Origin of the sequence: Pseudomonas sp. 86_A (genome assembly GCF_017491705.1) — a bacterium.
GTDB lineage: Bacteria > Pseudomonadota > Gammaproteobacteria > Pseudomonadales > Pseudomonadaceae > Aquipseudomonas > Aquipseudomonas koreensis.
Map to the genome: position 1 here is coordinate 177,789 of NZ_JAFGYS010000012.1, position 20,226 is coordinate 198,014.

General features: G+C 60.4%; 19 protein-coding genes. 12 read left to right on the forward strand and 7 right to left on the reverse strand.

Annotated features, from left to right (window positions below; all coding sequences use genetic code 11):
• The first annotated feature begins 203 nt into the window (after positions 1-203).
• Positions 204-644: a peptidoglycan-binding protein LysM gene (gene lysM / locus J5M57_RS19460; RefSeq protein ID WP_064585499.1), complete on the forward strand. Its 441-nt coding sequence runs from the start codon at positions 204-206 to the stop codon at positions 642-644.
• A 111-nt stretch (positions 645-755) separates the two neighbouring features.
• On the opposite strand, the gene yrfG is transcribed toward lysM, so the two are convergent.
• Positions 756-1,418, reverse strand: coding sequence for a GMP/IMP nucleotidase (gene yrfG, locus J5M57_RS19465; protein WP_064585500.1), 663 nt, complete (start codon positions 1,416-1,418; stop codon positions 756-758).
• Positions 1,419-1,506: 88 nt separating this feature from the next.
• Between yrfG and nudE the strand changes: the two genes are divergently transcribed.
• Entirely contained in the window at positions 1,507-2,073 is a 567-nt protein-coding gene (gene nudE, locus J5M57_RS19470) for an ADP compounds hydrolase NudE (RefSeq protein WP_064585501.1), read from the forward strand.
• Positions 2,074-2,078: 5 nt separating this feature from the next.
• Positions 2,079-2,912: a 3'(2'),5'-bisphosphate nucleotidase CysQ gene (gene cysQ / locus J5M57_RS19475; RefSeq protein ID WP_207849427.1), complete on the forward strand. Its 834-nt coding sequence runs from the start codon at positions 2,079-2,081 to the stop codon at positions 2,910-2,912.
• Positions 2,913-2,997: 85 nt separating this feature from the next.
• Here the strand turns inward: cysQ and J5M57_RS19480 are convergent, their stop codons facing one another.
• Genes J5M57_RS19480 through rfbC form a run of 4 tightly spaced genes read right to left on the reverse strand, consistent with a single transcriptional unit; the run spans position 2,998 to position 7,228 of the window.
• Positions 2,998-3,453 (reverse strand): thioesterase domain-containing protein, encoded by a 456-nt coding sequence (locus tag J5M57_RS19480; RefSeq protein WP_207849393.1) that lies wholly within the window; start codon positions 3,451-3,453, stop codon positions 2,998-3,000.
• On the reverse strand, positions 3,450-4,835 hold the full coding sequence (locus tag J5M57_RS19485; RefSeq protein ID WP_207849394.1) for a sigma-54 dependent transcriptional regulator: 1,386 nt from the start codon (positions 4,833-4,835) through the stop codon (positions 3,450-3,452). Before J5M57_RS19485 ends, J5M57_RS19480 begins: the two co-directional genes overlap by 4 nt.
• Positions 4,832-6,640, reverse strand: coding sequence for an ATP-binding protein (locus J5M57_RS19490; protein WP_207849395.1), 1,809 nt, complete (start codon positions 6,638-6,640; stop codon positions 4,832-4,834). Before J5M57_RS19490 ends, J5M57_RS19485 begins: the two co-directional genes overlap by 4 nt.
• Positions 6,641-6,682: 42 nt before the next feature.
• Positions 6,683-7,228: a dTDP-4-dehydrorhamnose 3,5-epimerase gene (rfbC, locus tag J5M57_RS19495; protein ID WP_103368291.1), complete on the reverse strand. Its 546-nt coding sequence runs from the start codon at positions 7,226-7,228 to the stop codon at positions 6,683-6,685.
• A 145-nt stretch (positions 7,229-7,373) separates the two neighbouring features.
• Between rfbC and J5M57_RS19500 the strand changes: the two genes are divergently transcribed.
• From J5M57_RS19500 to J5M57_RS19510, 3 genes are all read left to right on the forward strand, one after another.
• Complete coding sequence (locus tag J5M57_RS19500) at positions 7,374-10,286, forward strand: aminotransferase (protein WP_207849396.1); 2,913 nt, start codon at positions 7,374-7,376, stop codon at positions 10,284-10,286.
• 165 nt (positions 10,287-10,451) lie between these two features.
• Complete coding sequence (aguA, locus tag J5M57_RS19505; RefSeq protein WP_169842657.1) at positions 10,452-11,558, forward strand: agmatine deiminase; 1,107 nt, start codon at positions 10,452-10,454, stop codon at positions 11,556-11,558.
• 246 nt (positions 11,559-11,804) lie between these two features.
• Positions 11,805-12,017 (forward strand): hypothetical protein, encoded by a 213-nt coding sequence (locus J5M57_RS19510; protein ID WP_007961849.1) that lies wholly within the window; start codon positions 11,805-11,807, stop codon positions 12,015-12,017.
• Positions 12,018-12,192: 175 nt separating this feature from the next.
• On the opposite strand, the gene J5M57_RS19515 is transcribed toward J5M57_RS19510, so the two are convergent.
• Complete coding sequence (locus J5M57_RS19515) at positions 12,193-14,286, reverse strand: TonB-dependent siderophore receptor (protein ID WP_207849397.1); 2,094 nt, start codon at positions 14,284-14,286, stop codon at positions 12,193-12,195.
• 251 nt (positions 14,287-14,537) lie between these two features.
• On the opposite strand from J5M57_RS19515, the gene J5M57_RS19520 reads away from it, so the two are divergent.
• From J5M57_RS19520 to J5M57_RS19545, 6 genes are all read left to right on the forward strand, one after another.
• Positions 14,538-15,206, forward strand: coding sequence for a DsbA family protein (locus J5M57_RS19520; RefSeq protein ID WP_207849398.1), 669 nt, complete (start codon positions 14,538-14,540; stop codon positions 15,204-15,206).
• Positions 15,207-15,501: 295 nt separating this feature from the next.
• Positions 15,502-16,788: an OprD family porin gene (locus tag J5M57_RS19525; RefSeq protein ID WP_064585515.1), complete on the forward strand. Its 1,287-nt coding sequence runs from the start codon at positions 15,502-15,504 to the stop codon at positions 16,786-16,788.
• 231 nt (positions 16,789-17,019) lie between these two features.
• Positions 17,020-17,766, forward strand: coding sequence for a 2OG-Fe dioxygenase family protein (locus J5M57_RS19530; protein WP_064585516.1), 747 nt, complete (start codon positions 17,020-17,022; stop codon positions 17,764-17,766).
• Positions 17,767-17,845: 79 nt separating this feature from the next.
• The gene (locus J5M57_RS19535) at positions 17,846-18,223 is read left to right on the forward strand and encodes a GNAT family N-acetyltransferase (RefSeq protein ID WP_003220700.1); all 378 of its coding nucleotides are present in this window, start codon (positions 17,846-17,848) and stop codon (positions 18,221-18,223) included.
• Complete coding sequence (locus J5M57_RS19540) at positions 18,220-18,936, forward strand: AzlC family ABC transporter permease (protein WP_003220701.1); 717 nt, start codon at positions 18,220-18,222, stop codon at positions 18,934-18,936. The genes J5M57_RS19535 and J5M57_RS19540 overlap by 4 nt, the downstream gene beginning before the upstream one ends.
• Entirely contained in the window at positions 18,915-19,232 is a 318-nt protein-coding gene (locus tag J5M57_RS19545) for an AzlD domain-containing protein (RefSeq protein WP_003220702.1), read from the forward strand. The genes J5M57_RS19540 and J5M57_RS19545 overlap by 22 nt, the downstream gene beginning before the upstream one ends.
• Here the strand turns inward: J5M57_RS19545 and J5M57_RS19550 are convergent.
• Entirely contained in the window at positions 19,149-20,075 is a 927-nt protein-coding gene (locus tag J5M57_RS19550) for a LysR family transcriptional regulator (RefSeq protein WP_007961685.1), read from the reverse strand. The genes J5M57_RS19545 and J5M57_RS19550 overlap by 84 nt on opposite strands.
• Between the last annotated feature and the right edge of the window lie 151 nt (positions 20,076-20,226).

Consider the following 20,226-nt stretch of genomic DNA (forward strand, 5'->3'; position numbering starts at 1 on the left):
TAGACGCCATCGATCAAGGCGCTGTCGATGATTTTTGAAAAAGCGCGAAACAGGCGTCGGCCAGCGGTATCACCGCGCAGCAGAAATCACCGCGCACGGTTTGCAACAACGGGAGTGGGTGGGTCATTGGTCGGTCTGGAACCGGGTTTGTCTGGCGTGGTCTAGGCTTGGACGTCTGGAACCCAAATCAAGGAGTGTGCGCTATGAGTATTTTTAGCTTTGTGAAAGAGGCCGGCGAAAAATTGATCGACCTGCTGACCCCGGGCAACGCCAATGCCAGCGAACAATTGAAGGAACACATCAGCAAGGTCGGGCTGGGCAATCCGAATGTGCACGCGACCGTGGATGGCGACAAGGTCACGGTCACCGGTGAAGTGGCGAGCCAGGAGGAGAAGGAAAAGATTCTGTTGGCGGTGGGTAACATTGCCGGTGTTGGCAGTGTTGACGATCAGATTACTGTTACAGGGCCGGTCGTGGTGGCTGCAGAATTTGTCGAGGTGAAGGCAGGTGACACGCTCAGTGCGATCTCTCTGCGGGTTTATGGCAATGCCAACCAGTACCAGAAAATCTTCGATGCCAACAAACCGATGCTCAAGGATGTAAACAAGATCTATCCGGGCCAGAAGCTCCGTATTCCGAAGTAATTACCACGCTGTGGCGAGGGAGCTTGCGCCCGTTCGGCTGCGCAGCAGTCGTGAACATTTGGGCCGCTACGCGGCCCATCGGGAGCAAGCTCCCTCGCCACAGTGGTGTTGTTAGAGTCCCCGGATCAAATCGCGGTAGTCTTCAACCGCCGCAAACTCGGCGGTGTCCTTCGGCCCTTTGCGGCTGTCCGGCTCTCTGACCGCCAGCAAATGCGCGACGCCGAACTCCCGCGCACTGCGCAGGATCGGCAAGGTGTCGTCGATAAACAGACTGCGTGCAGGATCAAAACCGATATCCGCCTGCAGGGCATCCCAGAACTGCGGATTCTCCTTGGGGAACCCGTAATCGTGGGAGCTGATCAGCCGTTCGAAATACGGCGCCAGTTCGATCCGTTCCAGTTTCAGCGACAGCGAGTCGCGGTGTGCGTTGGTGATCATGATCACCCGTTTGCCAGCCTTTTTGATCGCTTGCAGAAAGGTGTCGGCGTCCGGGCGCAGGGCGATCAGATGGGCGGTTTCCTGTTTCAGTTCGCGCACTGACAACTTCAGTTCGGTGCTCCAGAAATCCAGGCAGTACCACTGCAACTGACCGGCATGGCGCTCGAACAACGGCTGCAACTCCATATCGGCCATGGCCCGGCTTACCCCGTGCAGTTCGGCGTAGCGTTGCGGCAGGTGTTCCAGCCAGAAATGGTTGTCGAAGTGCAGGTCCAGCAGGGTACCGTCCATGTCCAGCAGGACGGTATCGATGTCAGACCACGGTAAAGAAGGCATGGCAACGTCTCGAGCGGTAGAAAGATATCCGACACAAACAATCGGGAAAGCCGCGTTATAGTAGCGCGTTCACGCCAAGGAGCTTTGCATGCGCCAGAAACCCACTGTACTCGCCCGCGAAATCGTCGCCACCAGTCGCCTGTTTTGCGTCGAAGAACTGAAGCTGCGTTTCTCCAATGGCGTGGAGCGCACTTACGAGCGGTTGGTCGGCAAAGGCGCGGGATATGGCGCGGTGATGATCGTGGCGATGCTCGATAGCGAGCACGCGGTGCTGGTCGAGGAATATTGCGGCGGCACTGACGAATACGAATTGTCCCTGCCCAAAGGCCTGGTCGAGCCGGGCGAGGACGTGCTAGCGGCAGCTGAGCGCGAGCTCAAGGAAGAGGCCGGTTTCGGCGCGCGCCAACTGGAGCACCTGACCGAACTGTCACTGTCGCCCGGTTACATGAGCCAGAAGATTCAGGTGGTGCTGGCTACCGATCTCTACGAAGAGCGTCTTGAGGGCGATGAGCCTGAGCCGATGCGAGTCGACAAGGTCAACCTGCGTGAACTGGCAGCGCTGGCGCAAAATCCGCAATTTACTGAAGGCCGTGCCCTGGCGGCGCTGTACCTGGCCCGTGATCTGCTGACGCAACGCGGGTTCTTCCAAGCATGAGTGAGATGTCGATGAGTTTTCCCCATCCATTGATGGCGCCGGTGATCGAGCTGGCATTGCAGGCCGGCGAAGCCATTCTGCCGTTCTGGCGCTCTGGCGTAGCAGTCACTGCCAAATCCGACGATTCACCGGTGACCGCAGCGGACATGGCCGCGCACCACGTGATTGTTGCCGGGCTGGAGGCGCTCGATCCGAGCATTCCGGTGCTGTCCGAAGAAGACGCCAACATCCCGCAGAGCGTACGCGCCGGGTGGCAGCGCTGGTGGCTGGTGGATCCGCTGGATGGCACCAAGGAGTTCATCAGTGGCAGTGAAGAGTTCACCGTCAACATCGCCCTGATCGAAAACGGCCGGGTGGTGTTTGGTGTGGTGTCGATGCCGACCAATGGTCGGTTCTACGTCGGGGGTGCCAGGCTTGGCGCGTGGCGTGGGGATAAAGGTGCTTCGCCGGTGGCGATTCAGGTGCGTGACGTGCTCGCGCCCGGTGAAGCGTTCACCGTGGTGGCCAGCCGTCGCCATTCCAGCCCGGAGCAGGAGCGTCTGCTTGCCGGTTTGAGCGCCAGCCTTGGCGAGTTGCAACTGGCAAACATCGGCAGCTCGCTGAAGTTTTGCCTGTTGGCCGAAGGGGCGGCGGATTGCTACCCGCGTCTGGCGCCGACTTCGCAGTGGGACACCGCAGCGGCGCAGGGCGTGCTGGAAGGTGCCGGCGGCGAGGTGCTGGATCTGCAGGGCGAAGCGTTCTGTTATCCGGCGCGGGAATCGTTGCTCAATGAGTTCTTTTTGGCGCTGCCGGCGAAAGCGGCGTGGCGTTCAAGACTGCTGGAACTGGCACGCTCGTAAGATCAAAAGATCGCAGCCTGCGGCAGCTCCTACACAGGATTTCGCATTTACCTGTAGGAGCTGCCGAAGGCTGCGATCTTTTGCGTTAACGATGCAAAACGTACTGCCCGCTGAACGTCACCGCCTCTTCATCACTCCCGGCATTGACGATGCGCGTGTTGAGCGCCAGCCGCGCGCGTCCATAACGCTGATACATCGCCAGAAATTTTTTCCAGACCGCCGCCTCGGGTGCTGGACAAATCGCCGTGGCGTCGCCGGTCACCGGCAGCGGATAGCTGATCTGGCCTTCCTGAATCACGATGTGTCCATCTTCGATGCCTTCCTCTTTCAGGCGCAAATGCAGCCAGCCCCAACCCGCCAGCACCGCGCCGCAGTAGAGGCTGCCGCCGAACATGGTGCTCTTGTGATTGACGTTCGGCTCCAGCGGCAAGTGCAGGCTCAGCTGTTGTTCGCGCCAGTCGAGAACCTTGAGGCCCATCTCGCGGGTCAGCGGAATGTCGTGATGCAGCACGGATTCCAGGTAGCGGCTGTCGCGGTTCATTCGGCTTCGTCTCCATGGGCGTTACTGTCGGCGAAATTCAAGCCGTGCTTGCGCAGCTTGTCGTGCAGGGTCTTGCGCGGAATGCCCAAGGCTTCGGCGAGGCTACGCACCGAACTGTGGGAGCGCGCCAGCTCAGCGGCGATCAACGATTTCTCGAAGTTTTCCACTTGCTCGCTCAGGCCGCCGCTGATGACCTCCACGACAGTGCCGGCGCCTTCGACGCCACTGTTATCCAGCGCCAGTTCCAGACCCAGCGCGAAACGCTCGGCGGCGTTCTGCAGCTCGCGCACGTTGCCCGGCCAGGTGTGGCGCAACAGCAAGGCGCGTTGCGCCGGTTGCAGTTCATGCGGCGGCAAGCCGTGACGGGCGCTGGCTTCATCGGCGTAATGCTGGAACAGCACCAGCGCGTCTTCGCCGCGTTCGCGCAATGGCGGAATGCGCAGCGGCGCGACGTTCAGGCGGTAATACAAGTCGGCGCGGAAGCGCCCCTGATCGGCCGCCTGACGCAGGTCTTCCTTGGTTGCGGCGATGACGCGGATGTCCAGCGGGATCAACTGATTGCCGCCGAGGCGTTCGACCACACGCTCTTGCAGCATGCGCAGCAGTTTCACCTGCACGTCCATGCTCATGCTTTCGATTTCATCGAGGAACAGCGTGCCGCCGTTGGCGAATTCGAACTTGCCGATCCGGCGTTTCTGCGCACCCGTGAAGGCGCCCGGCTCATGCCCGAACAACTCGCTTTCCACCACCGATTCGGCCAGTGCCCCGGCGTTGATCGCCACGAACGGGCCGTTGCGTCGGCTCGACAAGTCGTGCAATGCACGGGCCACGACCTCTTTGCCGGCGCCGGTCTCACCGAGGATCAACACGTCCGCCTTGGTCGCCGCCAGCGCGCCGATCTGTTCGCGCAGGCGCAACATCGGCGCTGAATGGCCGACCAGTCGTGCGCTCAATTCGTTGCGGTCGCTCAAGGCCAGACGCAGGCTGCGGTTATCCAGCACCAGCCGGCGCAGGGCCAGGGCGCGGCGCACGCTGTCGAGCAGCGCGTCACTGGCGAACGGTTTTTCCAGGAAATCATAGGCGCCGGCGCGCATCGCCTGCACCGCCAGCGGCACGTCACCGTGGCCGGTGATCAGCAGCACCGGCAGTTCCGGATCCTGAGCGTGCAGTTCGCTCAACAATTCCAGCCCGTCCATGCCCGGCATGCGAATGTCGCTGACCACCACACCGGGCCAGTCACGCTCCAGTTGGCCGGCCAGGCCTTTGGCTTCGGATAGCGGGAGGATTTTCAGCCCGGCCAGGTCCAGGGTCTGGCCGAGGGCCTGACGCAGGTGCGGATCGTCGTCGATCAACACCACCTGAATGCGATTGTCGATGGTCATGCGCTTCGATCCTCGGGCGGTTGCAGGCTGACCCCGGGCGCGCCGGCGCGCAGCCGCAGGGTGATCAAGGCGCCACCTTGCTTGTGGTTGGCGAACGACAGTTCTCCACCGAAGGCGCGCATCAGGGTTTCACAGATCGCCAGCCCCAGGCCAAGGCCCTGGGTGCGGGTCTTGGTGGTGTAGAAGGGCTCGCTGGCGCGGCCCAGGGCTTCCATGCAGAACCCCGGGCCGTTGTCGCGAATGTACAGATTGACGCCTTCGGCGGTGGATTCGGCACTCAGCCACAGTTTGCGCGGCGGACCTTTTTCGGTCAGTGCATCGAGGGCGTTGGCCAGCAGGTTGCCGAGCACCTGGCGCAGACGGGTTTCCCCGGCTTCGACCCACAGGGTGGCGGCCGGGAGGTCGCGGATCAGCTCGACCTCCATGCTGCGGCGGCGTTTGGCGAGCAGTGCCAGCGCATCGTCCAGCGCCGGTTGCAGGGCGACGCTTTCCGGGGCGTGACGATCGCGGCGGGCAAAAGCGCGCAGGTGGGCGATGATCGAGGCCATGCGCCCGGTCAGCTCGCTGATCAGTTTGAGGTTGCCGCGAGCGTCGTCAGTGCGTTGGTGATCGAGCAGCACTTCGGCGTTTTCCGCGTAGCTGCGGATCGCCGCCAGCGGCTGGTTGAGTTCGTGGCTGATGCTCGCCGACATGGTGCCCAGTGCCGACAGTTTGCCGGCCTGGACCAGATCGTCCTGGGCGCGCACCAATTCCTGCTGAGCCTGTTCACGCTCCAGCACCTCCTGCTTGAGGCGGCGGTTGAGGCCTTCCAGGTCGCTGGTCCGCTCGGCCACCCGGCCTTCCAGCTCGCGACGGGCCTTGGCTTCGAAGGCAATACGCTCCAGATAATGCCGACGACGCTGCATCATCAACCCGAGCAGCAGCATCACCACCAGCAGCGTAGCGCCGCCGATCGCAACAACGGTGCGCACCGGGCGGTCGATCAGCGTGCGCGGGGCGAGAATGCTCACGCTCCAGCCGGTTTCGGCGATGTTCACGGTCTGCGTCAGCCAAGCGTTGGGGCTGAGGTTCAGCGGGCGCGGCTCGCGGGTCGGATAGGGCAGGATGGCGGTGATCGCCGAGCGCTCGGTGTCGCTCAAGGTGCGGGTCGAACGGAAACGCCATTCCGGGCGCGAAGTGAGGATGACCACGCCGTTGTGGTCGGTCACCAGCAGTTGTTCCGGGGTCTTGCCCCACAGGCTTTCGGTGTGGTCGAGGTCGACCTTGATCACCAGCACACCGATGATTTTTTCGCCGTTACGCACCGCCGCCGCAAAGAAATAACCGCGCTTGGCCGAGGTGGTGCCGAGGCCGAAGAAGCGTCCCAGGCGTCCGGCCATGGCCTCGCTGAAATACGGACGGAAAGCGAAATTGCGTCCGACGAAGCTGTCATGTTTGTCCCAGTTCGACGCCGCCAGGGTCTGTCCGCTGGTGTCCATCAGGTACATGACTTCGGCACCGGTCTGCGCCGCGATGTTTTTCAGCAGGCGATTGGCGTTGCCTTGGGTGACGCCGTCGTCCGGCGCGCCGAGCACCGCGCGCAGGGCTGGCAGGTCACCGAGAATCTGCGGCAGCACTTCATAGCGGTGCAGGGTACCGAGCAGGTTGGCGACGTAGAGATCGAGCGTCTGGCGGTTTTGCCCGGCGAGTTCACTGCGGTAATAACGCTCGGCCAGATGCTCCAGTGGCCACAGCAGCGGTGCCAGGCACATGGCCAGCAGCGCGAGGCTGCGCCAGCGAGGGCGGCGAGGGAGAGTTGGTTTCATGAGCCGGATGCGCCTGAGTGAACAGGCGCATTATGCCTAGGCTCAGGCGAAGACGTCAGCGTCCTTGAGCAGCGCACCGACCTGATCCTTGGCCGACAGCTTCGGCGCTTCGTCCAGTTGCCAGTCGATGCCCAGTGCCGGGTCGTCCCAGCGAATGCTGCGCTCGGACGATGGATCGTAGTAATTGGTGGTCTTGTAGAGGAATTCGGCAAATTCGCTCAGCACCACGAAACCATGGGCAAACCCTTCCGGGACCCACAGTTGACGGTGGTTTTCAGCCGACAGGCGTACGGCAACCCATTTGCCGAAGTGCGGCGAGCTGCGACGGATGTCCACGGCCACATCGAGCACTTCGCCGGCCGTTACCCGGACGAGTTTGCCCTGGGTATTCTGCAGTTGGTAATGCAGGCCGCGCAGCACGCCTTTCTGCGAGCGCGAGTGGTTGTCCTGAACGAATTGGGTGTCCAGCCCCGTCGCATCCTGGAATGCCTTGGCGTTGAAACTCTCGTAGAAGAAGCCGCGCTCGTCACCAAATACCTTGGGTTCGATGATCAGAACACCGGGCAGATCGGTGGTGATTACATTCATGAGGTTTTTCCAGATAGGTGTGAATGGCGGACATTCTTGCGCAAAGCGCTGGCGGATGCGAGGGCTTGAATAAGCGTATCGGGGGTTGCGCATCCGCTGCAGCAGTGGCGATATAGGCGCCTAATAAAATTTCAGGGGTCGTTTCATGTCGCTCGCCACGTTGATTCATCGCGCCAGTTTGCCCAGCCCGCAGGTCTCTGCGCAGCAGGCCCAACAATGGCTGGCCGAGCACTACGGGCTCAGCGGCACGTTGCAGGCGCTAGGCAGTCAGCAGGATCTGAACTTCCGGGTCGACAGTGAGCGCGGGCGATTCGTGTTGAAAATCTGCCGTGGCGATTATTCGCTGGTTGAATTGCAGGCGCAGCACGCGGGCCTCAAATACCTTGCCGAGCATTCGACTGTTCATGTGCCGCGAGTGATCGCGGCCAATAATGGCGAAGACCTGTTGACGCTGCAGGCCGATGGCGAAGCGGTGCATGTACGTCTGCTGGATTACATCGAAGGCCAGTCGCTGACTCACCTCGATCACCTCGGCCATCAAGTGGTGGCAGGGTTTGGCCGGCTCTGCGGTGAAATGGACCTGGCGCTCTGCGGTTTCGATCACCCCGGGCTTGAGCGCACGCTGCAATGGGACGCACGCCACGCCAGTGCGCTGATCAGCCATTTGTTGCCGGTGATTGAGGATGCGCAACAGCGCGCCTTGATCGCTGACGCCGCCGAACAGGCCGAGCGCCGCTTGCAGCCGCTGCTCGACAAGCTGCCGGTGCAGGCGATCCACATGGACATCACCGACGACAACGTGGTCTGGCAACGGGATGCCCGGCGTCATTGGCAATTGCAAGGCGTGATCGACTTTGGCGACCTGATTCGCACTTGGCGGATCACCGATCTGTCGGTGACCTGCGCCGCGTTGCTGCACCATGCGGCGGGCGATCCGTTTGTCATTCTGCCGGCGGTGCAGGCGTACCACGCGGTCAACCCGCTGCAACACGAAGAACTGCTGGCGCTGTGGCCACTGATCGTCGCGCGCGCGGCGGTGCTGGTGCTCAGTGGCGAACAGCAGGTGAGCATCGATCCCGGTAACACCTACAGCCGCGAGAACCTCACCCACGAGTGGGAAATCTTCCGTGTCGCCACTTCTGTGCCGCTGGCGTTGATGGAAGCGGCCATCCTGACGGCCACCGGTCAGCATCTGCCGAGCATTGGCAGCGAGGGTTTCGCGCCGCTGCTGCCGGGCTTGGTCGGACGTGAGTTTGCCCTGATCGACCTGGGTGTCCTGAGCGTGCATTTCGAGGCGGGCAATTGGGAACAGGATGGTATCGATCAGCGGTTATTGAACGAAGCAGCTGCGGTCCATGGGTTGGCGGCCAGTCGATATGGGCAATACCGTTTGTCGCGCACTCGCCCGGACAGCGCCGAGGGGCCGGACACCTTCGCGCTGCATGTGGAATTGCGTGTACCCGGCGGCACCACGGTGGAGGCGCCGTTTGCCGGCGTGCTGCATCAAGCGCCTGATGGCGTGCTGCAACTCGATGGCCCGCAGCTCAACGTGCGTCTTTGGGGCGTTGAACCATCGCTGCACAGTGGTGCGGCGCTGGTCAAAGGACAGGTGCTGGGGGCGGTCAGCGGTCCGTTGCGGGTGCAGTTGGTGCGCGGCTCGCAGGTTGAAGCGCCGCTGTTTTGCACGCCTTCGCGGGCGGCGGCGTGGCAAGCGTTGTGCCCCTCGCCAGCGACGCTGCTGGGCCTGGCCTGCGATGCCGAGCCGGAGCTGGACGGCAAAACCTTGCTCGAACGCCGCGACGCCAGTTTCGCTCGCACGCAAAAGCACTATTACGTCGACCCGCCACGCATCGAGCGCGGCTGGCGCAATCACCTGATCGACATGCAGGGCCGCTCCTACCTCGACATGCTCAACAACGTCGCGGTGCTGGGGCACGGCCATCCGCGCATGGCGCAGGTAGCCGCGCGGCAGTGGTCGCTGCTCAACACCAACTCGCGCTTCAACTATGCCGCCGTGGCGGAGTTTTCCGAACGCTTGCTGAAGCTGGCGCCGGACGGCATGGACCGGGTGTTTCTGGTCAACAGCGGCAGCGAGGCCAACGACCTGGCGATCCGTCTGGCGTGGGCCTACAGCGGCGGGCGCGACATGCTCAGCGTGCTCGAGGCCTATCACGGCTGGACGGTCGGTGCCGATGCGGTATCGACATCCATTGCCGACAACCCGCGAGCGCTGGAAAGCCGTCCGGACTGGGTGCACCCGGTGACCGCGCCGAACATTTATCGTGGCCAATTCCGTGGTCTCGATTCTGCGCCGGACTATGTGCGCAGCGTCGAGGCGCAACTGGCGCATATCGCCGCGCAGAAGCGCCAACTGGCCGGGTTCATCTGCGAACCGGTGTACGGCAATGCCGGCGGTATCTCGCTGCCGCCGAATTATCTGAAACAGGTCTATGCGCTGGTGCGGGCCCAGGGCGGGGTGTGCATCGCCGACGAAGTGCAGGTCGGTTACGGACGCATGGGCCACTTTTTCTGGGGCTTCGAAGAGCAGGGCGTGGTGCCGGACATCATCACCATGGCCAAGGGCATGGGCAACGGTCAGCCGCTCGGCGCGGTGATCACTCGCCGGGAGATTGCCGAAGCGTTGGAGGCCGAAGGCTATTTCTTCTCGTCTGCCGGTGGCAGCCCGGTGAGCTGTCAGATCGGCATGGCAGTCCTGGATGTCATGGAAGAAGAAAAGCTCTGGGAAAATGCGCAGGTGGTGGGCGGTCACTTCAAGGCGCGTCTGCAAGCGCTGATCGATAAACATCCGCTGGTGGGCGCGGTGCACGGATCCGGCTTTTACCTGGGGCTGGAGCTGATCCGCAATCGCGAGACCCTCGAGCCGGCCACCGAGGAAACCACCCTGTTGTGCGATCGCTTGCGTGAGCTGGGGATCTTCATGCAGCCGACCGGGGACGATCTGAACATTCTCAAGATCAAACCGCCGATGGTGACCTCGCGCCGTAGCGTGGACTTCTTTGTCGACATGCTGGATCGGGTGTTCGAGGAAGGCCTGTAACTGTCACCGAGCTTTTGCAGGATTGATGATAATTCGATTTGTATCGGTATTTATCGGAGTTTTTTAGACGCGCTGCATTTTTAAGCATTTAAAATACGATATTTATCGGTTATAAAGTCGTCATTGCTTTGCAACCCTTTGACGGTTCCCAGGAGTCCTGATCCGATGACCACTTTGAAAAGTACCCCGCGTGACGATGGCTTCTACATGCCGGCCGAGTGGGCGCCGCAGACCCAGACCTGGATGATCTGGCCCGAGCGCCCGGACAACTGGCGCCTCGGTGGCAAGCCGGCGCAAGCGGCGCATGTTGCCGTCGCCAAGGCCATCGCCCGTTTCGAACCGGTGACCGTCGCCGTGTCGGCCGGCCAGTACGAGAATGCCCGTGCGCGCCTCGACGTGCCGAATATCCGCGTGGTCGAGATGTCCAGCGATGACGCCTGGGTGCGCGACACCGGTCCGACGTTCGTGATCAACAACAGCGGCGAAGTGCGCGGTGTGAACTGGGACTTCAACGCTTGGGGTGGTTTTGAGGGCGGACTGTACTCGCCGTGGAACCGTGATTCGCAGGTCGGCGGCAAGATCCTCGAGATCGAGCGCAGCCCGCGTTATCGCACCGAAGGTTTTGTGCTCGAAGGCGGTTCGATTCACGTCGACGGCGAAGGCACGCTGATCACCACTGAAGAGTGCCTGCTCAATCACAACCGCAACCCGCACCTGGGTCGCGAAGAGATTGAGGCGGTGCTACGCGACAATCTGTCGGTGGATAAAATCATCTGGCTGCCGGACGGCCTGTTCAACGACGAAACCGACGGCCATGTGGATAACTTCTGCTGCTACGTGCGTCCAGGCGAAGTGTTGCTGGCCTGGACTGACGATCCGCAGGATCCGAACTACCCGCGCTGCCAGGCTGCGATGAAAGTGCTGCAAAGCAGCACCGACGCCAAGGGACGCCCGTTCACGGTGCACAAGATGCCGATTCCGGGGCCGCTGTACGCGACCGAAGAAGAGTGCGCCGGGGTCGATCCGGTGGACGGTACTCAGGAGCGCAACCCGAGCGTGCGCCTGGCCGGCTCCTACGTGAACTTCCTGATCGTCAACGGCGGCATCATCGCGCCAAGCTTCGACGATCCGATGGATGCTCCTGCGCGGGAAATCCTGCAGAAGCTGTTCCCGCAACACGAGGTGGTGATGGTGCCGGGCCGTGAACTGTTACTGGGTGGTGGCAATATCCACTGCCTTACCCAACAACAGCCAGCCCCGCACAAAGAGTGAGTTGAGACGTAACACCTTGAGTTGATTACTAAATCAGCCAAGGGAAAAATTAGCTCGCTATCGATACAAACAAGCCCGCGGCCCGACTGGACCGCGGGCTTGTTTGTATCCGCTGGTCGACAAATCGCAAACTTTGGCATAGCTCTTGTATCGGACGAAGCGCACTAGGGAGGGGGAAGAACTTCAACAGTTCTGTCATAAACCTTGGATAACTTAGCCGCTCACGAACGGGGAGAGAGCGCTGAAATGAACGCCGAAGTGAACGTAGTCAGCGAGCGGACTTTGCATCCCATGGCCGTAAACGGCGAATCGCTCCAGATTGTCGCGCACTTTTTGAAATCCAACGGAACGCGTCAGATCAGGGAACCTGATCCGCGCCGGATGATGATCGAGCGCTATCCCGCTGGCCTGTTCAGCGAGGCCGAACTGGAAGCGTTATGGGCTGTGATGGAAGGATAAGAAGAACAACAGGGATTGGTAAAAGCGCTGCCGGGATGGCGGCGCTTTTTTATGCACGACACAAAACCCTTTGTAGGAGTGAGCCTGCTCGCGATTGCCATCTGTCAGTCGCCATAAATATCAACTGACACACCGCTATCGCGAGCAGGCTCACTCCTACAGGTATTGGGTTGAATCAGAAAGAATAGGTACCGGTCATTACCACGCTGCGCGGTGCACCTGGCTGGATTTGATTCTGGCTGGTGGCCGAGGCGTAATACTCACGATCGGTGATGTTGTTCAGCGCCGCGCGCAAGTCCCAGTCCTTGAAGCGGTAGCCGACCAGCGCATCCCAACGGCCGTAACCCGGTAACACCGTGGTGTTGGCGTTATCGGCATAACGCTGGCCGACCAGGGTCAGGCCAGTTTCGCCGTACCAGCCCATTTCCGGTTTCCAGGTCAGGAACAGGCTGCCGTTGTGTTTGGCCACGTTGTTGACACGCTTGCCTTCCAGGCCGTTGTTGTCCTTCTCGATGGTGGTGTCTTGCACGCCGACGCCACCGCGCATGTACCAGTTGCCGACCAGTTTGCCGGTCGCGGTCAGTTCGATGCCGCGCGAGCGCTGCAGGCCGGTCATGACGGTCAGGGTCGGATCGTTCGGATCGCTGGTGCGGCGGTTGTAAAGCTCCAGGTCATAGACCGCCAGCGTGGTGCTGAGGCGATCATCGAGCCAGTCGCTTTTCACCCCGATCTCTTTCTGTTTGGTCAGCTCCGGGCTCAAGTCGTTGCTGTTGCCGGCGGCGCCCGGGGTGATGCCGATCAGGCCACCGCCGACGGGCGAGAAGGTCTTCGACCACGAGGCGTAGAACGAATGGTTCTGCAGCGGCGTCCAGACAATCCCGAAGCGCGGGCTGGTGCTGTGGCTGTCGCGGTCTTCGGAAATGTTCTTGAGCTGGTTGGTCGACTCGATATCGAACGTGTCGTAGCGCAGACCGGCCAGCAGTTGCCATTGATCGTTCAGGCGCAGTTGGTCCTGCACGTAGACCGCACGGCTTTCGACTTCGGTATGACTGTCGCTGAACACCTGCATGCTGCCCGTGTGGCGCAGCTCGCGGTTGGGGTTGAACAGGTCAAGCGATGGCACCGATTGTGCGCCCGGCGTTTTGCCAGTCGCGGCGTTGTACAACTTCGGATCGCGGCGCTGGCTGCCGATCTCGACGCCGGTCAACAAGCGATGCTCCAGGCCAAAGGTATCGAAACCGCCTTCGAGCTCGATGTTGTTGTAAACGTTGCGGGTGGTCAGATCCTGCTGCCAGTGCTGACGCACGACCTTGTTGGTTTTCGGGTCGAAGTTGGTGAGGTAAGTGTTGTCGAAATCACTGTCGAGCTTGAACACGCCCAAGGTCTGGCGCAGTTGCCAGTTATCGTTGATCTCGTAGGTGAGTTTCGAGCGCAGGGACTGCGCCTTGTCGTCTACGAAATCGTGATCGTTGCCGTAGGTGGTGTCACGACCAACGTCTGCCGGGCGGCCATTCACCCCCGGAATGCCGCGATCCGGCGTGCGGTTGTAACGGCTGTATTCGTATTGCACCAGCCAGTTGAGGTCCGGGGTCAGCTGCCAGCTCATCGACGGGGCGAACAGTTGGCGGTTGCCACTGACGCCGTCGCGGAAGCTGTTTTCGTCCATATTGCCCATGTTCAGGCGCAGGCTGATGTTTTCACTCGGGTCGGTGCTGAGGTCGGCGTACAGGCTGCGCAGGTCTTCGCTGCCGGCCTGGGCTTCGATGGTCGAACGGCGGCCGAACTCGGGCATCTTGCTCACGCGGTTGACGATCCCGCCCTGGCTGCCACGGCCGTAGAGCACCGCCGCCGGGCCTTTGAGCACTTCGACCCGCTCGACATTGTGCAGGTCGCGCTTGTACTGGCTGTCGTCGCGAATACCGTCCAGATAGAAATCGTTGCTGGCATCGAAGCCGCGGATGCGCAGGCTGTCGAAGCGCGTATCGGCGCTGCTGCTGACGTTGGGAATACCGCTCAGGGCGTCACCGATGTCATTGGTGCCGTAATTGGCGACGTTCGACGTCTTGATCGAGTCGATGGCCTGCGGCACATAGCGCACCGGTGTCGAGGTGCGGGTGGCGGTGTTGCTGATCTTGACGCGCGGATCCTCGGCTTGCTCTTCGGCGCTGATCGCCGTGGCGGGCAACTCGGTGGCGGAATAAGCAAAACCGCTGGACAGAACGGCAGACAATCCAAGGGTGACAGGCGTGAGGCGGAACGGGGCAGGCATTGAAGCGCATCCAAAAGGGAGAAAAATTCAAGTGCGCGAATGGTAATGCTTTGCATTTGCTCCCGTAATTTATTCCTGAGAAGTTCCCTTGTCAGTTTGTTTCAATTTATGTCGATTCGAAACAATGTGACCGTGCGTTCATTCGACCGATTCACGAAACAGTCTGAAAGCCATTCCGGCGTTTTTCCCCGATCCACAGAGGCATAGTCTGCCGGCATCGATTTTTCTGACTGTGCTGCCGGAGTTTTCTCATGATCCTTCACTACATTTACGACCCGTTGTGTGGCTGGTGCTACGGCGCCAAACCGCTGGTGCAAGCGGCGCAGCACGTGCTGCCGGTGGTGGCCCATGCGGGCGGGATGATGAGCGGCCCGAATCGTCAACAGGTCTCACCGCAATTGCGCAATTACGTCATGCCCCACGACCGGCGCATTGCCGAATACACCGGACAGCCCTTTGGCGAGGCGTATTTCGAAGGCCTGCTGCGCGATCACTCGGCAATTTTCGACTCGACGCCACCCATCGCTGCGGTGATGGCGGCCGAGGCCATCGACGGCCGCGGCCTGCAGATGCTCGGGCGTTTGCAAACCGCGCATTACGTGGACGGACGAAGGATTGCCGATGAGTCTGTGCTGTTCGAGATCGCAGCTCAGATGGATTACGTGCACGAGGCTTTCGTGGCTTCGTTTAAATCCGTTGATACTCAGGCCCATGTAAAAGCCAGTCGCGCATTGCTGGCGCGGTTGGGCGGGCAGGGCTTCCCGACGTTCGCGCTGGAACAGGACGGGCAATTCACCTTGATCGACATCAGCCCATGGCTGGGTAAACCGCAGGCCTTTGCTGACTGGTTGGGGCAAGCGATTGTCTTTGATGAGGCCGCTCAATCCCCTGCGCAATGTGGCCTCGACGGCTGCGCGTAATTGCGCTGGATTCACTGGCCAGGCGCATTTCCGAGCAATGCGCTATCGCAAAATTTACGATTCTTAGACGATTTTTACCTATTTAAAGACGATTCTTGAAATTGACACATTATTGAGGGCGCGGCTACGATTCGGCCCAACGCCTGTGGCCAACCGCCATGACTCAAAATAATAAAAGGGCCCGACACGGTTTCACCGTGGGCGGGTCTTTTTGTTTCGGGGTGAAAAAAGAGCGCAATAGCGCCGTTTCAGCCGTTCGACACAGCGCGTTTCAACCCGTAATAAGGAAAACAAAATGTTGAACAAGCGAATCAGCCTGATCGCACTGGGGATGTTGAGTGCTACACAGGCCATGGCTGACGGCCAGGCCGAGTCCAAGGGTTTTGTCGAAGACAGCAGCCTCAAAGTGCTGCTGCGCAACGCCTACATCAATCGTGATTACAAAGACGGCAATCCGGATAAAGCCGAGTGGGGCCAAGCGGCCATCGGTACGTTCTCGTCCGGTTTCACCCAAGGCACCGTGGGTGTGGGTGTCGATGCTTTCGGTCTGTACGCACTGCGTCTGGATGGCGGCAAGGGCCGCAGCGGCGCTGGTGGTATCGACTTCTTCAAACAGGGTGCCAGCGGCAACGCGGCTGACGACCTGTCCAAAGGTGGCGCTGCGGTCAAATTCCGCGTGTCCAACACCGTGCTGACCTACGGTGACCAGATGCCGGCCCTGCCGGTGCTGAACTACGATAACTCGCGTCTGCTGCCGGAAAGCTACACCGGTACCCTGATCACTTCCAAAGAGATCAAAGGCCTGCAACTGGACGCCGGACGTTTCACCGCCGAATCGCGCAAAAGCGCTGAAGGCCGTGACAGCGGTGGTCTGAAGTCGATCAACGTATTGGGCGGTAGCTACCAGTTCACTGAACAATTCAAGGCGGCGCTGTACGCTTCCGACGTCGAAGATGTCATGAAGAAGCAGTACGTGAACGCCAACTACGTGTTCCCGATCGACAAGGATCAGTCCCTGACCCTGGACTTCAACGGCTATCGCACCAAGCTCGACAAGTCGTATGCCGACATCAAGAACACCGGGGGCCAGGACAACAAGATCTGGAGCCTGGCGGCCACATTCGCCACCGGCCCGCACTCGTTCACCGTGGCGCACCAGCGCAGCACCGGTGACAGCAATCTGGGTTATCCGTACGGCGGTTATCAGAACGATGGTCGTCGTCAGGGCGACGGTGGCAACACCATCTACCTGGCCAACTCCTACTGGTCGGACTTCAACGCTGAAGACGAGCGCAGCTGGCAGTTGGGCTACGGCCTGGACTTCGGCGCATTCGGCGTACCGGGTCTGAGCTACAACTTCGCTTACGTGCGTGGCGACAACATCACCACCGACACCAGCAGCGGCGGTACTGAGCGCGAGATCTTCAACCAGGTCAAATACGTCGTGCAAAGCGGCCCGGCCAAAGACCTGAGCGTGAAACTGCGCAGCTCGATCCTGCGCGTGTCGCAGAAATCCGCCGACTACAACAGCAGCGGCAACGAAGTGCGTGTATTCGTGGACTACCCGATCAACATCTTCTGATGAACGATCCGGTGTAAGAAACATGAGAAAACCCCGACTGGTTCGGGGTTTTTTTTCGGCGCTTTTTCCGTAAAAACCGTAAAAAACCCGTGTTTTTGTCACGTAAAAATTGTTTTCAAGCACCTTCAAGTTCCGTTTCAAACAGGGCTTTAAATGCCTGAAATTCTTTCTCATGGACGCAAATTCTCCACCTAATAGATTAGGCCGCTCAACGCAGCGGAGAATTTGGTAATGATCGTTTTGAACAGAGAAGTAGGCGAATCGCTACGGCGCGACAAATATGTCAACGTCCAGGGTGGTGACTTCAATCTCTACGGTCATTTTGCCGACTTCGTCAGACTGACCAAAAGTTGGGAAAACATGGAGCCAGACAGTTACTACGGTCAGGCCGAAGCCGGCATGCGTTACCGTCGTTACAGCGACTTTGAATACAACCCGAAAACACGCGAACTCAAGCAACTCGAGCATCGCGCCTACGTGCAGTCGAAAGAGAACAACGCCTACGTGGGCGGTGTTGTGCGGCACTTTCAGGACTTCTCCGATGAAGTGATTACTTCGCCGGTGATGCGCAGCCTGATCGACACCGACTTCGAAGTGTACAAAAGCGTGTTGCCGGAAGAGCTGCACGATGAAATCTGGCAATGCCAGATCCATCAGATCCGTATCGAGATCAAACCCGGAAAACAATTGGAAATCACCCCGGAAGGGATTCACTGCGACGGCTATCCGTTCAGCGGCGTGCACTTCTGGGGGCGCAACAACGTCGAGGGCGCCGAAAGCCGTTTGTACGATGTTCACGAGCATCAACTGGCGTCGACCACCTACCAGGAAATCCTCGATACCACGTACTTCCTTGACCGTGACATGCGCCACTACGTGACCCCGGCGCGCAACACTCACACCCATGCCATGGCGTATCGGCAGATTCTGGCGATTTCCTTCTCGCGGCCCGGGACCGCTTTCGACATTGTTCGCTAATCAGATCACCCCAGTCGATGGTGTCGAGTGCTCGACGCCGGTGGTGCTGCGACGCGCCACCGCCAAGGACGCGCAGCGCATGGAGCGCTTCTTCCGTCAGTTCGACGAAGTGTCGTTCTGCGAGTGGCAGGACGCCAAATGCCTGCGCGGTGTATTAATCCAGAAGACGACCACGGCCTACCTGGCCTTCGACGTCGAGGGCGAGATCGTCGGTGCGGTGCTCGGTGGCATGCTTGGCAGTCGCGGCACCATCAACCATCTGGCGGTCAGCCCGCGCTATCGCAGCCAGGGCGTCGGCCAGCGGCTGGTGGAAGCGGCGTCGTCTGACATGAAGCGGGTCGGTGTATTACGGATGTTTCTGTTCGTCGACGATGCTAACCTCGCGGGCAAGCGATTCTGGACTGCCCAGGGTTTTTGCGAACCCCACGGCGAGCGGACATTTGAGAGGGATCTATGAATGAAACGTCCGGCAGTGCGCCGCTGATGGCTGCCCATCAGCCATCGCGCACGTTTGCCGAAGCCAGCCCGGTGGTGGCCGGTTATTTCACGGTGTCGTTCGTGTTCGGGCTGATGGCGGTCAACGCCGGGCTGCCGATGTGGCTGCCGGTGGCGATGTGTTTGTTCGTCTACGCCGGCGCTTCGCAATTCGCCGCGCTGGCGCTGATCTCCAGCGGGGCTTCGCTGACCACCATCGTGCTGACCACGTTCCTGATCAATGCGCGACACATGCTGATGTCGGTGTACATGGCCAAGGCCTTGCGAGCCCTCGGGCTTAGCCGCATGGAGCGTTGGGCCTACGCTGGCGGCCTCACCGACGAATCCTTCGCGTTTCACAGCGTCAAGCTGGGCACCGGCGCGCCGGTCAATATCCGTTACCTGATCGGCTTCAACCTGTTCTGCCACACATCCTGGGTGCTGGGCGGATTGCTGGGCGCCGTCTGCGCGCAATATGCGTCGCACCTGATCAAATATCAGCTCGACTACGCACTGACCGCGATGATGCTCTACGTGCTGGTGTCGCTGTGCAACACCCGCAACAAACTCATCGCTGCCGCGGCCGCCGTCGCCTGCATGGGCGCGCTGAGCCTGGTCGGCACCTCGCCGTTCAACGTATTCATCGCCACGTTTGTGGGCTGCGGAGTGGGTGTATGCCTGACCAAACGTTCCTGATCCTGGTGGTGGCGCTGATGATGGCCGTGACCTTCCTGCCGCGCGCGCTGCCACTGCAAGTCAACACCGAGCACTGGCCGCCGTTCGTTGCGCGGGCGCTGGAGTACCTGCCGGTGGCGATCGTCGCTGCGATCAGCCTGACACCCTTGTTGATCAAGGATCAGCACCTACAGCTCGACCGCCCGGAATTTTATGCAGCGATTCCGACGTTGTTATGTGCGTATTTCAGCAAAAACCTCTTTCTCAGTGTGGCGGTTGGGACGGCTGCGTACATTGCGCTCGGCTCGTTCATGTAACGGCAGATCCACCACGTCGTTCAAGGCCTGGCCCGACAGGTTCGGGTTGTTCACCGCCAGACGCACTTCGAGGAAATCCTCGAACCCGGGGAAAATCGTCAGGCCGTTCTTCTGCGCGGCCTCGCGAGACACCATGCCTACTGCGTCCATCTGCGTGATCAGCGACAGGGTCAGGGTTTCACTGCAGGAATAGACCATGCGCTGACCGTTCTCGTGATTGCCCAATCCGGCGTCGAGAAAGCGCAGGAAGCTGTGGGAATACGGACAATCTTCCGCAGGACGCACCTGAAACTTGTTGCCCAGCAACGTCAGTGGATCGTTTTCCTGCCCGCAATGGGCACCGACCACCTGCACCTGCACATCCGGCAGGACGATACTCGGCAAACCCGGGCGCTGCGGCCCGATCAGCACCGCGAGGTCAAAGTCTTCGTTCTTCAGCTTGCTGAGGTTTTCCATCGACTCGGCGTAGCTGAATTCCATCTGATAATCAGGAAACACCTCGATCAGGCGTCCGATCATTCGCCGGTTGAAGTCAGACGACAACGTGTTGTTCAACGCGACCTTCAATGTGCGCTGGCCGGGCACCTTGAGTGCCTCGACCTTTTCTTCCATCTGTCGCGTGGCAATCAGCACTTTGTCCATGTAGGGCGTCAGCTCAGTGCCTTGCGGCGTCAGCGTCAGGCCCTTGTTGGAACGACGAAACAAGCGGAAACCGAACTGCTCTTCGACCTTGTTCAGCTGGGCGGCCAAGGCCTGCACAGTCAGGCACGAATGCTCGGCTGCGGCCGACAACGAGCCGGTCTGCACGATGCGCATGAGGTTGCGTAAGGTTCTGCTATCCATGGGTAATGCCCTCTGAAGTGGGCTGGGTATTGTTGTTTACGAGACTGCCAGTCAGGCGCCATATGCTGGCTATATTCCTGTACCTGAGCATAGTTGTCGCGGGTTTAGTAGCGAATTGATGTCCCCGCCGATGGCTGGAAGCTGACACAGG

Bases quoted from the DNA above. Each gene is read 5' to 3' on its own strand.
- lysM (WP_064585499.1), top strand. From the start codon at position 204: ATGAGTATTTTTAGCTTTGTGAAAGAGGCCGGCGAAAAATTGATCGAC.
- yrfG (WP_064585500.1), bottom strand. From the start codon at position 1,418: ATGCCTTCTTTACCGTGGTCTGACATCGATACCGTCCTGCTGGACATG.
- nudE (WP_064585501.1), top strand. From the start codon at position 1,507: ATGCGCCAGAAACCCACTGTACTCGCCCGCGAAATCGTCGCCACCAGT.
- cysQ (WP_207849427.1), top strand. From the start codon at position 2,079: ATGTCGATGAGTTTTCCCCATCCATTGATGGCGCCGGTGATCGAGCTG.
- J5M57_RS19480 (WP_207849393.1), bottom strand. From the start codon at position 3,453: ATGAACCGCGACAGCCGCTACCTGGAATCCGTGCTGCATCACGACATT.
- J5M57_RS19485 (WP_207849394.1), bottom strand. From the start codon at position 4,835: ATGACCATCGACAATCGCATTCAGGTGGTGTTGATCGACGACGATCCG.
- J5M57_RS19490 (WP_207849395.1), bottom strand. From the start codon at position 6,640: ATGAAACCAACTCTCCCTCGCCGCCCTCGCTGGCGCAGCCTCGCGCTG.
- rfbC (WP_103368291.1), bottom strand. From the start codon at position 7,228: ATGAATGTAATCACCACCGATCTGCCCGGTGTTCTGATCATCGAACCC.
- J5M57_RS19500 (WP_207849396.1), top strand. From the start codon at position 7,374: ATGTCGCTCGCCACGTTGATTCATCGCGCCAGTTTGCCCAGCCCGCAG.
- aguA (WP_169842657.1), top strand. From the start codon at position 10,452: ATGACCACTTTGAAAAGTACCCCGCGTGACGATGGCTTCTACATGCCG.
- J5M57_RS19510 (WP_007961849.1), top strand. From the start codon at position 11,805: ATGAACGCCGAAGTGAACGTAGTCAGCGAGCGGACTTTGCATCCCATG.
- J5M57_RS19515 (WP_207849397.1), bottom strand. From the start codon at position 14,286: ATGCCTGCCCCGTTCCGCCTCACGCCTGTCACCCTTGGATTGTCTGCC.
- J5M57_RS19520 (WP_207849398.1), top strand. From the start codon at position 14,538: ATGATCCTTCACTACATTTACGACCCGTTGTGTGGCTGGTGCTACGGC.
- J5M57_RS19525 (WP_064585515.1), top strand. From the start codon at position 15,502: ATGTTGAACAAGCGAATCAGCCTGATCGCACTGGGGATGTTGAGTGCT.
- J5M57_RS19530 (WP_064585516.1), top strand. From the start codon at position 17,020: ATGATCGTTTTGAACAGAGAAGTAGGCGAATCGCTACGGCGCGACAAA.
- J5M57_RS19535 (WP_003220700.1), top strand. From the start codon at position 17,846: ATGGAGCGCTTCTTCCGTCAGTTCGACGAAGTGTCGTTCTGCGAGTGG.
- J5M57_RS19540 (WP_003220701.1), top strand. From the start codon at position 18,220: ATGAATGAAACGTCCGGCAGTGCGCCGCTGATGGCTGCCCATCAGCCA.
- J5M57_RS19545 (WP_003220702.1), top strand. From the start codon at position 18,915: ATGCCTGACCAAACGTTCCTGATCCTGGTGGTGGCGCTGATGATGGCC.
- J5M57_RS19550 (WP_007961685.1), bottom strand. From the start codon at position 20,075: ATGGATAGCAGAACCTTACGCAACCTCATGCGCATCGTGCAGACCGGC.